The sequence below is a fragment of the Kangiella sp. HZ709 genome (assembly GCF_009674675.1).
In the GTDB taxonomy this organism is placed as follows: Bacteria; Pseudomonadota; Gammaproteobacteria; order Enterobacterales; family Kangiellaceae; genus Kangiella.
Genome location: NZ_WKJC01000001.1, coordinates 1,188,085 through 1,203,050, shown reverse-complemented (window position 1 = coordinate 1,203,050; position 14,966 = coordinate 1,188,085). Strand labels below are relative to the sequence as shown.

Sequence of the window (14,966 nt, the reverse complement as noted above, 5' to 3'; positions counted from 1 at the left end):
ATCACCTGCATAATTCGTATGGCATTAGTAACCTTAAACCAAGTAGAAGTCAGTTATGGCGGCCCCGCCTTACTGAACAAAGTCGACTTTAGCATTGAGACCGGCGAGCGTGTTTGTTTGATTGGCAGAAATGGCGTCGGTAAATCCACTCTTTTAAAAGTTATTAATGGGGAAATTATTCCTGATGATGGCAAGTTGCGGTTTTTACAAGGCGTAAAGGTCGCTAAGTTAACTCAAGAAGTACCTCATGGTACTGATGGTAGTGTCTTTGAAGTAGTGGCATCAGGTTTAGGTGAGGCGGGACGCTTATTGCAAGAATTCCACCATCTATCACAGCAAATGGATTCTGAATCATTTGAAAAAATGGCTGATGTACAGCAGAAGATTGAAGAGATGGAAGCTTGGGGCCTCGATCAAAAAGTAGAAACAGTCATTAAGCGATTAAGCCTTGATGGTGACAAGGCTTTTAAAGAATTATCAGGGGGTATGAAGCGAAGGGTGTTGTTGGCCCAAGCTTTGGTTGAGCAACCCGATATCTTGTTATTGGATGAGCCTACTAACCATTTGGATATTGAGTCAATTGAATGGCTCGAAGGTTTTTTGAAATCCTATGAGGGTAGTATTTTATTTATTACACACGATAGACGTTTTCTTAAAAATCTGGCCACTCGAATTATAGAGATTGATCGAGGGGAGTTAACTTCTTGGCCTGGCGATTATGAGAAGTATTTACGCCATAAAGCAGAAAGTCTGGCTGCGGAAGAAAAGTCCAATGCTGAGTTTGATAAGAAGCTAGCACAAGAAGAGGTTTGGATAAGGCAAGGCATCAAGGCGCGACGTACTCGTAATGAGGGTCGGGTGAGGCGGTTAGAAGCTGCTCGTCGAGAAAGAGCAGAGCGTCGTAACTTGATCGGCAATGTCAATATGAAGGTTCAGCAAAGTGAAGCTTCTGGAAAGAAAGTAATTGAAGCTCGCGATATTCATATGGCTTATGAAGGACGAGTTTTAATAGATGATTTCTCAACAATTATTATGCGTGGCGATCGAATAGGGATTATTGGACCAAATGGAACAGGTAAAACGACTCTAATCAATATTTTGTTAGGAAAACTACAGCCTGACGATGGTGAAGTTGATTTAGGTACCAAGTTGGAAGTAGCTTATTTCGATCAGCATCGAGCCCAGTTGAATGAAAAATTATCGGCGCAAGATAATGTTTCAGATGGCAAAGACATGATGACTATTAATGGTAAAGATCGTCATGTTATTAGCTATATGCAAGATTTTTTATTTACGCCTGAACGAGCAAGAGCACCTATTACTGCATTATCTGGTGGTGAACGAAATCGCCTACTATTGGCGAAATTGCTTGCTAAGCCCTCTAACTTTTTAATACTTGATGAGCCAACTAATGATCTAGATGTAGAAACATTAGAGCTAGTTGAGGAAATGCTTGATTCCTATCCTGGAACTATTTTAGTGGTATCTCACGACAGAGATTTTCTTAATAATGTAGTTACCAGTAGTATTGTTTTTGAGGGTAATGGCAAAGTACAAGAGTATGTTGGTGGCTATGATGATTGGTTAAGGCAGAAAGCTTCGATTGAACAAGCAAATAAAAAGGCTGCAAAAAGTAAAATCAATCAACAAGGCAATAGCGATAAAGATTTAGACATCAAACAAGAAAGCAAGCAAGTAAAGCAGTCAGCTAAGAAGCTGAGCTATAAGGATCAAAGGGAGCTTGATAAATTACCTGAAAGCATCGCTGAATTAGAAGAAAAAATTGAAGAGATTCAAAAGCGCATGGCTGATCCAGGTTTTTATCAGCAAGCTAAAGAGCATATTACACAAGCGAACGAAGAAATGGCTGCATTAGAAGAGTCTTTAGAAGGCGTCTTTGAACGTTGGGAATACCTGGAAGGATTAAAAACAGGTTAGACTGGATATTTGAACATGATAGATGATTTAGAATTATTTAAAAAAGAGCTGAAGGGCGTAAAAAAAATCGAAAATGACCGTGTCGATCTTACTAAAAAAGATGATGAACTAACTCTGGCGCAAAAAGCTCGACAAGAAGCCGCTATTGGTCGTAAGCCTAGCAGCGACCCCAATCCTTTGACGACAGGGTTTGTTGAAATGGTTAAACCAGATGATTGGCTAGAGTATAAAAAAGATGGCGTTCAAGAGTTTGTGTACAAGAATATGCGATTAGGGAAATATCCGATAGAAGCTTCAATCGATTTGCATCGACGTACGGTAAAGGAAGCTCGCGAGGACGTTTTTTACTTTATTCAAAATTGTAAAAAGAAAGATAAGCGGTTGTTATTGATTACGCATGGCAAGGGAGAAAGAAGCGAGCCTCAGGCAGTAATCAAGAGTCATGTTAATCATTGGTTACAAGAAGTTACAGATGTTATCGCTTTTCATAGTGCACAGCCTAAGCATGGTGGTTTAGGATCAGTGTATGTCATGCTCAAGAAGAGTGAATGGGCGAAACAAGAAAATCGTGAGCGTTATAACCGAAAATATTAAGCCTATTTTTACTCTTTTATAGGTTTGAACCATAAACATAAAAAATATCAACAAAGGTAGTCAATCGATGACAAATAAAGATAAAAAAGATATTTGGATTAAAACTCGAGAATTACTTTTATTTCAATTAAAGCTTTTTGCAGATGCAGCTAGAGATTTATTATTAAGTCCAGTTGCTATTGTTTGCTATATTCTCGATCTAAGTCATGATGGTCCTAAAAAAGATTCACATTTTGAAAAATTGATGGCCTTTGGGCGCCGTACTGATCACCATATTAATCTTTTTAAACATAGTCGCTCTTACAAAAAAGGTATGATGACGGTGGATGATGCGGCTCAAGTGGTTGAAGATACTTTGGTTAATGAGTTAAAGACAGGCCAGTTAACTGAAAAAGGAATTAATGCCGTTAAGGAAGCTTTAAAGAATCGTTTTAATTCCGAAACTCCGAAAGATGACAGTGAGCAGTCGAGCTCAACTGACAGTAAACTTAATCCAAATCAGGATAAACAATAGCTGTTATCCAATAGTCCTTATACCCACCCGGTAGCTCTACTCTCACGTCATCATCCAATTGTTTTTTGAGTAGAGCTCGTGCCATCGGCGAGTCAACACTGATGTAATGGCTTGCTTGGTCAAACTCGTCAGAGCCAACAATTCGATACATGACTTCCGCACCAGATTCATCTTCAAGTGTAACTTCCGCCCCAAAAAACACTGAGTCTCGGTCTTGTGGCTTGTGTTCTATCACCTGGAACTCTTCACAACGCTTTTGTAAATAGCGTAACCGTCTATCAATTTCTCGAAGCTGTTTTTTGCGATAAATGTATTCAGCATTTTCACTGCGATCACCTTCAGCAGCGGCAGTGCCTAAGGCCTTGGTGACTTCAGGTCTTAATATACGAACTATATGTGCTAATTCATTGCGCAAGGTCGTAGCGCCTGCCAAAGTGATCAGGTTAGAGCGTTTCATAGAATAGTAATAATTATTGAGGGTCGTCTTTTTTCTTTTTTTCGATATCTTCAAGTTGCCTTTCAAGATTATCGAGCCTTTTATTCATTTCATCTTCGATTTGTTGAGCCTTTTGCATCTGTTGTTTTTTATAGTCAGATATAAGCTTATCGCTTTCTTTGGGCTCATTAGAGCAGGCGGTTACTACTAGTAGAACTGTACTGAGTAAAACTTTCATAAATTCCTCCACTGGTTTTAGTATAAATTGTTTTAATAAATAAAAGCCAGCGAAAGCTGTCTATTAACTAGTGGATAGTGCTCGGTTTTAGTATCAAAAAGTATATTGCACTAGCAAGAGTATTAGGTATGGAGTGCCATACCTTGCAAAGAAAACCTAGCAAAAACCCCGTCACTTTACAAAACTCCTGGTGTAAACAGAAACTTATTGATAATCATTATCATTTGCATTTATAATGCCTTCGAATTTTAATTACATCATTAAATAGTAGAGAGACCATGAAGACCTTAGTAAAATTAAGTGCGATTGCTGCTTCAGTAGCATTGGCCATGCAACCAATGAGTTTACTTGCCGAAACTGAGCAAAACAAAGCTGATAAAGAATCAATAAAAGAAGAATCTAAAACAATTGTTGTAAAGGGAGAATACTTATCATTCGATCAAGTTAATTCAGTGAAAACGCCGACTCCAATCATCGATGTGCCACAAAGTTTAAGTATCGTTACTGCTGAGCAAATCAGCTTACAAGGCTTTAACAGTATCAGTGACATCATTGACTACACTCCTGGCGTAAACAACTCCCAAGGCGAAGGTCATCGAGACGCAATCGTGTTCCGCGGTGTACGCTCTACAGCGGACTTTTTCATTGATGGCATGCGAGATGATGTTCAATACTACCGTCCATTGTATAATTTGGAGCAAGTTGAAGTTTTGCGTGGACCTAATGCTTTATTGTTTGGGCGTGGCGGTACTGGTGGTGTTTTAAACCGTGTCACAAAGAAAGGGGTTGTGGGCGAATCTTTTAATGCCATGCAAGCAAGCTTAGACTCTTTTGGCGGCTACGGTATTCAAATTGACAGCAATATCTCAAGTAGCGATAGCTCTGCTTTCCGTATTAATGCCATGTTCGAAGGCTTGGACAATCACCGTGACTTCTATGATGGTGAACGCGTTGGCATCAACCCTACCGCTCGTTTTGTGTTTTCTGACTCTACCAGTTTAGATTTGTCCTACGAGTACATAGATCATGAGCGATTCATTGACCGTGGTATTCCCACAGGTAGTAATGGCCGTCCTGTTGAGGCTTTGGATAGTATCGTATTTGGCGACCCTGATCTGAATGTTACTGAGTTACAAGCTCACCTATTCAGAGGCGCGTTAGAACACGATTTTAATGATTACCTAAAGGGTAACATCAGCGTGTTCTATGGTGATTATGACAAGCTGTATCAGAATTTCTATGCATCCAGCTATAACCAAACTGATACGCCTGATGTCGTAACATTGGATGGTTATTTGGATACTACTCAGCGTGAAAATTTGATATTAAGCGGGAACTTGGTCGGGCAGTTTGAAACTGGTAACGTTGAACATACTTTATTGGCAGGCTTCGAAGTGGTCGATACCACATCTAATCAAGATCGGTTCAATGCATTCTGGGACACGACTATGGATGACAATGAAATCTTTTCTATTGGTCGGCCATTAAATTTATCAGGCGGCATTGGTATTAATGCTGGCGGTATTCAAACTATTAATGATTTTAGTGTTGATATAAACGATGATACTCGCGTTAACATTGAAGTGACGTCACTTTACTTGCAAGATGAAATACAGTTGACTGATAACTTCGATGTGGTATTGGGTGCGCGCTTTGACAGCTTTGATATTGACGTTTATAACGCCGTGTCTGACGAAAACCGTAGTCGTAAAGATGAGGAGATCTCTCCACGTTTTGGCTTGATCTATAAACCAGTAGAGAATGTATCTATCTACGGTAGCTATAGCGAATCATTCCTACCTCGAAGCGGCGAGCAGTTTGCTAATATCAATGGTGATAATAATCAATTAGATCCTAACACCTTTACCAATCGCGAAATTGGTTTGAAGTGGGACATGAATAATGCTTTAAGCTTAACTATGGCTGTTTTTGAAGTAGAACAAAGCTCCCCACAAGTGGCTGACAACGATCCTTCGACATTCGATGTCATTGATTCAGAAATCAATGGTCTTGAAGTTCAGTTGAAGGGGCAGGTTAATGAAAAATGGTTCATTTCTGCAGGATTAAGCACGCTTGATGGGGAGCAAGTGGATCGCAATGGCCCGACTGGTTTGAAGCCTCGCGAGTTGCCTGAAAGAATGTTATCGATTTGGAACAATTTCCAAGTCACCGAACGTTTCGGTTTCGGTATTGGTTTGTCGCGCCAAAGCCAGAGCTTTGTCAACAACAGTAACACTGCCGTGTTACCAAGCTACACTCGTTTTGATGCTGCGGCTTACTTTGACGTTAATGACGATTTAAGCTTACAGTTAAACATTGAAAATTTAACTGATATAACTTATTTCCCTAACTCGCACAGTACTCATCAAGTTACCGTGGGCGCTCCTTTCAATGCGCGCTTGACAGCTAATTGGAACTTCTAAGCCAAATATCTTATACCTAATAAGCAAGAAGCTACTATGGTTTCGTACTTGTTAGATGGATGTTAACTTTATAAGGTATTAGTTAACGATGTTCGATAGATTTTAATTTTTTGTCATAAAATTAAAGCCTCTTAAAGCCCGCTATGCGGGCTTTTCTACATCTTGGCAATACAGCTGTCAGCTTGATTGAGACAGCATTTGTCTTTTTCCTTTTTCTTAATAGCTTCTTTACGCTCTGAATAACGGCTTACTAAATAATCTTTATGATCACGCGCTAAAAGAGTAGACAACTTCTGAAGAAAAACTATGATGATTGTTGTCAATTCAATTACGTTCATCAAGAAAACTTGATGGACTATGAGAAAAAAGGCCGCAATAAGAGTGGCTAATTATATGCTTGCTATTAAATTCTTTTTAAATTAATCGACTCTTAACAATATGAGTTTATCAAAACCCAAGTCTCGAAAATTAATTCACCAAAGACGTATCCATCCTAATGCTTATTTACGCCAAGATGGTTTATGGGATATTGAAGCGAATTTGACCGATGACAAAGCTTATCCTTTCCCTACGCTTCAGCGCGGGGTTTTACCCGTTGGCGAGTTAGTTCACGATATATGGCTACGTTTAACCGTGAATAATGAATTGGTGATACAAGCGGCTGAAGCAAAGTTATTAACCACGCCATTTGTGCGATGTCCTGCCATTGAAACTAATGTTGAACGGTTGGTCGGTTTAAAAATTGAAAGCGGTTGGACTCAAAAAGCAAAAGAGCAAATAGGGAGCGTTGCGGGTTGTTCGCATATTGTAGAATTGTTAAGACCTATGGCTACCACGGCTATACAAGCGATTTATCCTTACTTAACCTTTGAGCAAGATGGCACTTTTCCAATAACAGAAGGGTTAATCAATAGTTGTTATGGTTTTGCTGCCGATGGCGATGTAATAGAAGTGCTTGCACCAGGAAAATTTAAAGATAAAAAAGGCAAAACATGAGTCAAATAGATTGGTTTGAAAAATATAATGACAACTTCGACTTGATCGAAAGTGCTTTGAAAGAAAGTGAGCTGTGGTCGATTCAAGCACCAAGCCAAGAAGCTATGGAGTCCACCATGCCTTTCGCTGTAGACGCGATGCCATTTGAACAATGGTTACAGTTTATCTTTTTACCTAGAATGCGACAGTCGCTTGCAAATGGTCAATTGCCACCTGGACCCGCGCAAATTTTCCCCATTGCGGAAGAAGTCTATAAAAATAACTCTAGTGCTAAGGCGCTGCTTGATGCTTTACGGAAGTTTGATGAGATTTCACATGTAAGTCATTTGCATTAATCCGAAATGCAAAAAAAAGCCCCGCTGAAGCGGGGTTGATTAGCGTGAAGAGATGTTGTTCTTAAGAACAGCTTATAGTTATAATAATTTTTGTTAATTAAAGTATGGGTTTGTCTTTCACAACTCGTACTTTAAGGTTACCGCAAAATTACGCCCTGGTTGCGTCAAGCGGGCTAAAGCTTCGTCGTCATTGTTGCGTCCGATGGTATCGCTAACTTCCCAATAAGTTTTATCAATTAAGTTATAAATTCCCCAGTAGGCACTAAATTTTTCAGTGAAGTCGAAGTAACCTATTAAATCAACACTAGTATAACCGGGTGCGTAAAAGGTATCAGGATTGGTATCTGATAAGTCGCCTTCATCACGGCCTTCGGTTAAAGTTAGAGCAAGTTCGGCTCCCCAGAAATCATTTGTTGAGTCGTAACCAATCCCTGCTACAAATTTTTGAGGGTCAATAGAGTTGATTGGAGCGCCGGTCTCTTTGTCTTTACCTTTAGATAAAGCGTAAGCATAACGGAGTCTCATACCTTCTAAATTTTCAAACTCAGAGCCTAGATCCAAGCCCCCTTTAAGTTCAAATCCACGAATTTCTACAGCTGAAAGGTTGTGTGCCTGAAATTCAAGTAAGTTAGTTGTCGGGTTAAAACCTTTGAATGCTAAGGTTTCGATAAAGTCATCGTATTGTGTGTCGAAAGCAGACAGTTCAAAAAAACTACTATCGCCATAGTATTTAAAACCAGTTTCGACACTTTTGCTGCTCTCAGGTTTTAAATCTGGGTTCGGTAGAGTCGTGTAGCCTCGAGTTAAGTTTGTAAAAGCTGTGTTAACCGCATCAATTGGAGGTGCTTTAAAGCCTTCAGAGTATTGGATAAAGTAAGCCCAATCATTATTGATTTTATACAAACCGCCAAGTTTGGCTGTAACTTTAGACTCGTCAAACCCTGCTGGGGTAGGAGCACCCGGGTTTCCATTTAAAAAAATAGGATCAGTTGTTGGGCTCAGTTCATACTTATCAAAACGCACAGCTGGTACTAAAATGAAGTTGCCGTCAGTAAAACTAATTCTATCTTGAATAAATACCCCGGCTGATTTGTACACAGAGTTAGGGAAATCACGAGTATTAAAATCAGTTGTCACACCGGAAATTATTGGGTTGTGGGTGCCGATTCTTTGGGAGTCCGTTTCCATTCTGTCCCAATCCACTCCATAGCTTAACAAGTGTTTCACATGGGTTCCCAAAGTCTTATTTAATTGAAGTTTTAAGCCTAAGTTATCCTGGTTAAAACGTGAGTCACGGAAGTGATTGTAGTCGAAAGCGGTTGGACCTAGTACTAGGGTCCGCTCCTCATCAGTAATTTGCTTAGTTTTAGAGTCTTGACGATACAAATTAAAATCCAAGCTATCAGCTATTGCTGTATTACCTTCGTAGCGGTATTGAAAAGAAATTGAGTTACGCTGCTGTTCATCCTTGCCAATGATACTAGTACGAGTAATTACTGGGGCGCCTGAATTTGGAGGGCCTAAAAGCACTTGTGACCCTGCAGCTGAATCGACAGTAGTTTCTAGCTCGGTATCTAATTGATTTAAAATTAGTTTGAACTGATGACCGTTATTGGGCTTATATACTAATTTACCGTATACGCTAGTATTGTCGCCATCTGCAGGGTCAACCAAAGATGTCGCTGCTGCATCGAACTCATCTAAATCGCGTCTAGTAGCGATTAATAGACCTTGCCAAACATCATCGCCTGCAGCATAAGTCCCGGTTAAGTGCTTGCTTGAATTCGCTGAATTAAAGCCGGCTTTAACGCTGGCATAATAGTTATCGTTGTGTATACCAATATAATCTTCAGGATCTTTGGTAACAAAACTAACGGTTCCACCTAAAGCGTTACTGCCATAAAGACTAGAAGTTGAACCGCGAACAATTTCTACGGCTTTAAGGCTGTCTAAGTCTATAAAGTTTCGCCCGGCAGCTAAATTAGGACCAAAAGAAAACTCATCGGCAACTGGAACGCCGTCAATTAGTGTTAATACACGGTCACCGCCGATTCCTCGGATTTTAAAGCCCGTTAACCCGAAGCGACCATTGGAAGGAACGCTTATACCTGGTTCATAACGAACCAAGTCCTTAATATTGCGAGCTTGTTCTTTTTCCATTTGTTCGGCACTAATAACAGATACGGTGTTAGTAGTTTCAGAAATTGCAACGTCATTACGGTCTGAAGTTACCGTGATGACATTATAATCTTCTTTTTTGGCTTCATCGTCTGCAAACAGCGCTTGGGGGCATAGTGCTAGAGTCACTGCTAAAGCAGTTGTGTTAATTTTCATTGTATTTACTACTTAATTGATAGGTTGTTGTTGACACGGGGAAGGACTATAAAGGATAATAAATCTAAATGCAAATCATTCTCATTAAGATTTACAGTATGTTTAGATTAAAAATCGTTCTAGCTTTATCGCTTTTCGTATCAACTGTTGTTGCCGAAGAATCGAAAAATCACGTTAAAAGAGTCATCAGTGCCGGAGGGGCACTAACTGAAATAGTTTATGCCTTAGATGCTGGTAATGAGGTTGTTGCTGTGGATGTATCGAGCATGTACCCGTATGAAGAATTAAATAAGTTACCCAAAGTAGGGTACTACCGTCAGTTGTCTGCAGAAGGTCTTTTATCGTTAAAGCCAACTACATTGGTTGCGGCAAAAGGTGCCGGCCCTGATGTTGTATTACAGCAGTTAGTTGAAGCTGGAGTGCAAGTAAAGTTGTTCGAACAGTACGGTTATAGTTTAGATGCTTGGCAAAAATTAGTAATGGATATAGCGAAATTTTTCGAAAGAACTGACTTTGCAAAAAACTTTATGAAAGAAAAGTTAGCAGCGATAAAAACTTCTCAAGAAAATCGTAAATACGCTCAGAATACTATAAATGCAGTTCTTTTAATGAGTGCCGGGCAGAGGGGAGTAATGGTAGCTGGTGAAAATACCATGCCAAATTTATTGTTTGAACTTTCTGGTTTGAATAATGTTGCTTTGACAATTGATGGTTACAAAACTATGACCAACGAAGGACTGGTTCAAGCGAATATAGACATGATTGTAATGCCTGCCCATGTTGTTAAATCATCAGGTGGAAAAGACGCTATTTGTGAGAATCCAACGATTATATTGTCGCTTAAAGGTGAGTGTAACTTGTATGTGATGGACCCTTTGTTAGCACTAGGCATGGGCAGTCGGATTGATCTAGCGGTCAAAGAATTAACCGAATATGCCAATCAAATTAATCTATAAAGCTAGTCAGTAAATTTAACCTATGAATTCTTCTGTATTTCAAAAGCAGGGCCACAGGTATTGGTTGTTAGGCTTGCTGCTGACTGTTGTTTGGTGTGCCATTTCAGTAGGAGCGGCTAAGGTGGACTTCGCTTTTCCTTTTGAGTTGATAGCCAACTGGTTTGGACTAAATAATAGTGAAAACTACTTAGTCACTATTGTTAATAATATTCGCCTTCCCAGAGTGGTACTGGCGATTTTAGTGGGCGCCATCTTGGCCATTAGCGGCGCGAGCTTACAAGGATTATGCCGGAACCCTTTAGCAGATCCTGGATTATTGGGTATTTCCTCAGGTGCGGCAGTGGGCGCTGTAACGGTTATCGTGATGGCTGATAAATTGGCTATTTCAAGCGTTATGCAGCCATACCTCACGCCGCTAGCAGCTATTACTGGAGCGGCAGTAGCCACTTTTGTAATTTACCGTTTAGCACAAGTGAAAGGCAATATGCAGATTGCTACTTTGTTGTTAGCAGGGGTAGCGGTTAATGCTTTAGGAGGCGCTTTAATTGGCGTTTTTAGCTACATCGCTGATGACCAGGCACTTAGAATGATTACTTTTTGGATGATGGGTTCGCTTGCAAGTGCTAGCTGGAAGATGCTGGCCATTATTAGTCCTGTTCTTATTGTTTGTATAGTTTTGATGCTGAGGAAGAAGAATGAGTTAAACCTATTGTTACTGGGTGAAGCTAATGCGCGGTATGTCGGTGTCGAAGTTGATAAGGTCAAAAGGGAGTTGTTATGGCTTAATGCTATTGGTGTTGGCGTTGCCGTCTCAGTAACAGGAGCTATTGGTTTTATTGGATTAGTGATTCCACATATTTTGCGCTTAGGCTCTAGCGCGGATTACCGATTTTTGTTGCTCAACTCGGCACTACTTGGTGCGGCTTTATTGATCCTAGCCGATGTTATCGCTAGAACTATGATCAGTCCAGCAGAATTACCTATTGGCTTAGTTACGGCGGTATTAGGTGCGCCATTTTTTATTGCTCTTTTAATTAAGCAAAAGAAAAAACTGGTACTAGGTATATGACTATTAAGGTAGATAACTTATCAATTGTGAAGTCTGAAAAAACTTTGCTATCTAAAATTAATTTTGAGATAGGTGCACCAGAGTTAATTGGAATTATTGGTGAAAATGGTGCCGGCAAATCAACGCTAATGCATTGCTTATCTGGTTTAGAGGCAAGCAAGCAAAAAATTTCATTAAATGGTAGAACGTTAGAAAGTTACGGTAATCAAGAGCTGTCAAAACTAAGAGCGGTACTTCCACAAAATAATGATCTGATATTTTCATTTCAAGCGCGGGAAGTTGTTCGTTTAGGCTTAAGTTTATCCAGCTTAAGTATTGAGCAACAAAACGAAGTAGTAAATGACTGCCTGGAAGAAGTGGATGCAGATACTTTTGCACAAAACAACTATCTTTATTTATCCGGTGGTGAGAAACAACGTATTCAACTGGCTAGAGTACTTGCTCAGCTATACTCAAGTAAGGAAGAGAATAAATATCTGCTACTGGATGAGCCAACTTCGGCTTTAGATTTAAAGCATCAAGTAAGTGTATTGAAGCTGTTAAAGAAGCTGAGCAAGAAACGTATTGGAGTTTTTATAATTATCCATGATCTAAATTTAGCGTCTTTATTCTGCGATAAAATTTTATTATTAAAGCAGGGTACGTTAGTGAGTTTCGATACGCCAAAAAATATTTTTAAACCAGAACTAATCAGTAAAACTTTTGAAACGGATGTATTGATTATGCAGCATCCGCAAACCTCATCACCGCTAATGGTGAACCAAATTAATTAAAGAGATATTTGTAATGAAAGATAAAACAGAAGTGATTAAAGATGCCCGCCGTTTGTTACGCACACAAGAGTTAGGCGTTTTATCCACGCATTCTAAGTCTATGGAAGGGTACCCGTTTGGTTCGGTAACGACATATATTAGTACTGTAAATGGCGAACCGATCTTTTACATTAGTGATTTGGCGCAGCATACCCGTAATATTCTTAAAGATCCTAGAATGTCTTTAATTGCATTTACTGGCGATGATGATGACGCTAACGCCGGCGCTAGGCTTACAGTTATGGGTGAAGCCGTGAAAATCGAGAAGGAGCAGGCTGAAAAAATTGCTGAGCGATATTATCGAATTTTCCCGTCAAGTACACAGTATAAAAAAGCACATGATTTTAATTTTTTTATCTTGAGGTGCCATAAAGTTCGATACATTGGTGGCTTTGGCGAAATACACTGGATAAGTAAACAGGATTGGCTGCTTGATGAACCGGATTGGTTAGAGGCTGAAGATGGAATGATTACTCATATGAATGATGACCATAAAGATGCCATGCAATTGATTTTAAAAGACCAACTTGGTGTAGAGGCAAAGGATGTTGAAATGTTAGCAGTGAATCCAGATGGTTTTTTTGTTAAAGCTGATGAGCAGAAACCACTCTTTATTAGCTTTTCTAAAATTGCTCGAACAGGCGGAAGCATTAGAAAAGCATTAGTAGATATGACGAATAAAGCGAGAGCTGCACTAGCTTAAACTTTACTGTCCAAGGCTACGAATCCAGACACCTAAGCTGGTGGAGTAGCCTTGCGAGCCTGCGGTAATAACGCCATTATCGTCGATTAAATAATAGGTGGGAAAACCTTTAATCGAATATTGTTGCATAGTTTCTTTGGTTCCCATTAGCACTGGAAATGTAAGGTCATTTTCATCAACAAAAGCTTGCACTTCTTGTTGGCTTTTCCAATCCAGTGCAATATAGCGAACTTGATAGCCTTTATTTAATAGAGCACTTTTTTGTAGTTCTATATTACCTATAGAAATATCACAAACCGTGCACCAAGGGGCAAAAAAGTACAGTAACTGTTTTTGATTGTTAATGGGTAACGCATGAGTATTTTCGTCTAGTCCAACTAAAACCTGCTCAGGAGCTTTTTGATGACCATCATTACTTAGCAAGTGTCTTTCTTGCCAAAGCATCACTGCAAAAAAAATACTAACTAGGGTTAGAATTTCTAAAGCATGTCGCCACCAGGTTTTTTTGGGCTTTTGTGATTTTTTGATATCAGTCGTCATTATTTAAAAAAAGATTCTGGGTTAAAAGCTTTACTTGTGCTCTTGTCTTTTTCGACGAACTGCCAAGCAAATTGTTTCAAATTAACTTTTCCATTGATAATGGTAACGCCTTCTTTTTTTAGCAAAGCCACCTGTTTGGCATAACCATTAGAGTCGGGTGAAAAGGCTATCTTGCCGGTAGAGCCTATCACTCGTTGCCATGGAAGATTCAATGACTTATCAGCCGAACCTAGCGCTTTTGATACATGCCGAGCATGCCTTGGGTAGCCCGCTAGACGTGCTATATAGCCATAACTGGTGACTTTTCCTTTCGGAATTTGAGCAACCCAATAATAAACTGCGTTTTTAAATTCTTCTAGCTGTGAGCTCATTGCTTGAACATGATCTGTTAAATAGTGTTAAATGATTCGTTCTACTATTGGATTATAACCATTCAACGCCATATAGTGTATTGGTTATTTAACGCAGGATTCTGCACTACTTAGGAGATCGAATCGATGGGTAATTTATTAGAAATGGTACTCGGGCAACAAAACTCTGGCGCAATTGGTCAAATTGCCAAAAGTTTAAATCTAGATGCAGGCGATGCTATGAAAGGTTTAGGTTCTTTGTTACCTGCGCTACAAGGCGGTATGAAGAATAATGTTGCTCAAGGTGGCCTAGAGTCATTGCTAGGAGCATTAACAAAAAATAAAAATCAACAATATATAGAGCAACCTGAAATGTTAGGTCAACGACAAGCTATTGATAATGGTAACTCTATTTTAGGTCACCTTTTAGGTTCTAAAGAACAGTCACGTCAAGTAGCACAACAAGCTTCTGCTCAATCGGGTTTAGACTCTTCTATTTTGAAGAAAATGTTACCTATGGCAGCCACTGTTTTGATGGGCTCTTTAGGTAAGCAAAATCAACAGCAGCCTATGGCGAAAAATCCTAGCATGCTACAAGGTTTGCTGGATTCTGATGGTGATGGCTCTATGATGGATGACATCATGGGGATGGCGGGAAAGTTATTCCGTTAATATCGTCTGTGTATGGACTTAAAAAGCCCGCAATTGCGGGCTTTTTTATGTTCAAT

16 protein-coding genes are annotated in these 14,966 nt (G+C 39.6%); 11 read left to right on the top strand and 5 right to left on the bottom strand.

Translation table 11 applies throughout. The features are described from left to right. Positions 1 to 18 precede the first annotated feature (18 nt). From abc-f to GJS41_RS05475, 3 genes are all read left to right on the top strand, one after another. On the top strand, positions 19 to 1,938 hold the full coding sequence (gene abc-f, locus GJS41_RS05485) for a ribosomal protection-like ABC-F family protein (RefSeq protein ID WP_154246294.1): 1,920 nt from the start codon (positions 19 to 21) through the stop codon (positions 1,936 to 1,938). 15 nt (positions 1,939 to 1,953) lie between these two features. Next, the gene (gene smrA, locus GJS41_RS05480; RefSeq protein WP_154246293.1) at positions 1,954 to 2,532 is read left to right on the top strand and encodes a DNA endonuclease SmrA; all 579 of its coding nucleotides are present in this window, start codon (positions 1,954 to 1,956) and stop codon (positions 2,530 to 2,532) included. A gap of 67 nt (positions 2,533 to 2,599) precedes the next feature. Further along, positions 2,600 to 3,046: a hypothetical protein gene (locus tag GJS41_RS05475; protein WP_195758346.1), complete on the top strand. Its 447-nt coding sequence runs from the start codon at positions 2,600 to 2,602 to the stop codon at positions 3,044 to 3,046. Here the strand turns inward: GJS41_RS05475 and greB are convergent. Further along, complete coding sequence (gene greB / locus GJS41_RS05470; protein WP_154246292.1) at positions 3,021 to 3,503, bottom strand: transcription elongation factor GreB; 483 nt, start codon at positions 3,501 to 3,503, stop codon at positions 3,021 to 3,023. The genes GJS41_RS05475 and greB overlap by 26 nt on opposite strands. Before the next feature lie 13 nt (positions 3,504 to 3,516). After that, positions 3,517 to 3,720 carry a hypothetical protein gene (locus tag GJS41_RS05465; protein ID WP_154246291.1) on the bottom strand — a complete coding sequence of 68 codons (204 nt, stop codon included), beginning with the start codon at positions 3,718 to 3,720 and terminating at the stop codon, positions 3,517 to 3,519. A 278-nt stretch (positions 3,721 to 3,998) separates the two neighbouring features. Between GJS41_RS05465 and GJS41_RS05460 the strand changes: the two genes are divergently transcribed. The 3 genes from GJS41_RS05460 (at position 3,999) to GJS41_RS05450 (ending at position 7,474) form a co-directional block, all read left to right on the top strand. Next, positions 3,999 to 6,143, top strand: coding sequence for a TonB-dependent siderophore receptor (locus tag GJS41_RS05460; protein ID WP_255473410.1), 2,145 nt, complete (start codon positions 3,999 to 4,001; stop codon positions 6,141 to 6,143). A 438-nt stretch (positions 6,144 to 6,581) separates the two neighbouring features. Next, positions 6,582 to 7,139: a DUF2889 domain-containing protein gene (locus GJS41_RS05455; RefSeq protein WP_154246290.1), complete on the top strand. Its 558-nt coding sequence runs from the start codon at positions 6,582 to 6,584 to the stop codon at positions 7,137 to 7,139. After that, entirely contained in the window at positions 7,136 to 7,474 is a 339-nt protein-coding gene (locus GJS41_RS05450) for a YqcC family protein (RefSeq protein ID WP_154246289.1), read from the top strand. Before GJS41_RS05455 ends, GJS41_RS05450 begins: the two co-directional genes overlap by 4 nt. Before the next feature lie 117 nt (positions 7,475 to 7,591). Here GJS41_RS05450 and GJS41_RS05445 read toward each other — a convergent pair whose 3' ends face one another. Beyond that, a complete protein-coding gene (locus GJS41_RS05445) occupies positions 7,592 to 9,808 on the bottom strand; it encodes a TonB-dependent hemoglobin/transferrin/lactoferrin family receptor (RefSeq protein WP_154246288.1) in 2,217 nt (738 codons plus the stop codon). A 98-nt stretch (positions 9,809 to 9,906) separates the two neighbouring features. On the opposite strand from GJS41_RS05445, the gene GJS41_RS05440 reads away from it, so the two are divergent. Genes GJS41_RS05440 through GJS41_RS05425 form a run of 4 tightly spaced genes read left to right on the top strand, consistent with a single transcriptional unit; the run spans position 9,907 to position 13,348 of the window. Further along, positions 9,907 to 10,764: a hemin ABC transporter substrate-binding protein gene (locus GJS41_RS05440; RefSeq protein WP_195758345.1), complete on the top strand. Its 858-nt coding sequence runs from the start codon at positions 9,907 to 9,909 to the stop codon at positions 10,762 to 10,764. A 22-nt stretch (positions 10,765 to 10,786) separates the two neighbouring features. Beyond that, positions 10,787 to 11,833, top strand: coding sequence for an iron ABC transporter permease (locus GJS41_RS05435; protein WP_154246286.1), 1,047 nt, complete (start codon positions 10,787 to 10,789; stop codon positions 11,831 to 11,833). Further along, positions 11,830 to 12,606, top strand: a complete 777-nt coding sequence (locus tag GJS41_RS05430; protein WP_154246285.1) for a heme ABC transporter ATP-binding protein — start codon at positions 11,830 to 11,832, stop codon at positions 12,604 to 12,606. The genes GJS41_RS05435 and GJS41_RS05430 overlap by 4 nt, the downstream gene beginning before the upstream one ends. Positions 12,607 to 12,619: 13 nt before the next feature. After that, on the top strand, positions 12,620 to 13,348 hold the full coding sequence (locus GJS41_RS05425) for a HugZ family protein (protein WP_154246284.1): 729 nt from the start codon (positions 12,620 to 12,622) through the stop codon (positions 13,346 to 13,348). Between the two features lie 3 nt (positions 13,349 to 13,351). On the opposite strand, the gene GJS41_RS05420 is transcribed toward GJS41_RS05425, so the two are convergent. Both GJS41_RS05420 and GJS41_RS05415 read right to left on the bottom strand, forming a co-directional pair. After that, entirely contained in the window at positions 13,352 to 13,888 is a 537-nt protein-coding gene (locus GJS41_RS05420) for a peroxiredoxin (RefSeq protein ID WP_154246283.1), read from the bottom strand. Further along, complete coding sequence (locus GJS41_RS05415) at positions 13,888 to 14,259, bottom strand: MGMT family protein (RefSeq protein WP_154246282.1); 372 nt, start codon at positions 14,257 to 14,259, stop codon at positions 13,888 to 13,890. The genes GJS41_RS05420 and GJS41_RS05415 overlap by 1 nt, the downstream gene beginning before the upstream one ends. 126 nt (positions 14,260 to 14,385) lie before the next feature. On the opposite strand from GJS41_RS05415, the gene GJS41_RS05410 reads away from it, so the two are divergent. Then, the gene (locus GJS41_RS05410; RefSeq protein WP_154246281.1) at positions 14,386 to 14,910 is read left to right on the top strand and encodes a DUF937 domain-containing protein; all 525 of its coding nucleotides are present in this window, start codon (positions 14,386 to 14,388) and stop codon (positions 14,908 to 14,910) included. The last annotated feature ends 56 nt before the right edge of the window (positions 14,911 to 14,966 follow it).

Bases quoted from the DNA above. Each gene is read 5' to 3' on its own strand.
- abc-f (WP_154246294.1), top strand. From the start codon at position 19: ATGGCATTAGTAACCTTAAACCAAGTAGAAGTCAGTTATGGCGGCCCC.
- smrA (WP_154246293.1), top strand. From the start codon at position 1,954: ATGATAGATGATTTAGAATTATTTAAAAAAGAGCTGAAGGGCGTAAAA.
- GJS41_RS05475 (WP_195758346.1), top strand. From the start codon at position 2,600: ATGACAAATAAAGATAAAAAAGATATTTGGATTAAAACTCGAGAATTA.
- greB (WP_154246292.1), bottom strand. From the start codon at position 3,503: ATGAAACGCTCTAACCTGATCACTTTGGCAGGCGCTACGACCTTGCGC.
- GJS41_RS05465 (WP_154246291.1), bottom strand. From the start codon at position 3,720: ATGAAAGTTTTACTCAGTACAGTTCTACTAGTAGTAACCGCCTGCTCT.
- GJS41_RS05460 (WP_255473410.1), top strand. From the start codon at position 3,999: ATGAAGACCTTAGTAAAATTAAGTGCGATTGCTGCTTCAGTAGCATTG.
- GJS41_RS05455 (WP_154246290.1), top strand. From the start codon at position 6,582: ATGAGTTTATCAAAACCCAAGTCTCGAAAATTAATTCACCAAAGACGT.
- GJS41_RS05450 (WP_154246289.1), top strand. From the start codon at position 7,136: ATGAGTCAAATAGATTGGTTTGAAAAATATAATGACAACTTCGACTTG.
- GJS41_RS05445 (WP_154246288.1), bottom strand. From the start codon at position 9,808: ATGAAAATTAACACAACTGCTTTAGCAGTGACTCTAGCACTATGCCCC.
- GJS41_RS05440 (WP_195758345.1), top strand. From the start codon at position 9,907: ATGTTTAGATTAAAAATCGTTCTAGCTTTATCGCTTTTCGTATCAACT.
- GJS41_RS05435 (WP_154246286.1), top strand. From the start codon at position 10,787: ATGAATTCTTCTGTATTTCAAAAGCAGGGCCACAGGTATTGGTTGTTA.
- GJS41_RS05430 (WP_154246285.1), top strand. From the start codon at position 11,830: ATGACTATTAAGGTAGATAACTTATCAATTGTGAAGTCTGAAAAAACT.
- GJS41_RS05425 (WP_154246284.1), top strand. From the start codon at position 12,620: ATGAAAGATAAAACAGAAGTGATTAAAGATGCCCGCCGTTTGTTACGC.
- GJS41_RS05420 (WP_154246283.1), bottom strand. From the start codon at position 13,888: ATGACGACTGATATCAAAAAATCACAAAAGCCCAAAAAAACCTGGTGG.
- GJS41_RS05415 (WP_154246282.1), bottom strand. From the start codon at position 14,259: ATGAGCTCACAGCTAGAAGAATTTAAAAACGCAGTTTATTATTGGGTT.
- GJS41_RS05410 (WP_154246281.1), top strand. From the start codon at position 14,386: ATGGGTAATTTATTAGAAATGGTACTCGGGCAACAAAACTCTGGCGCA.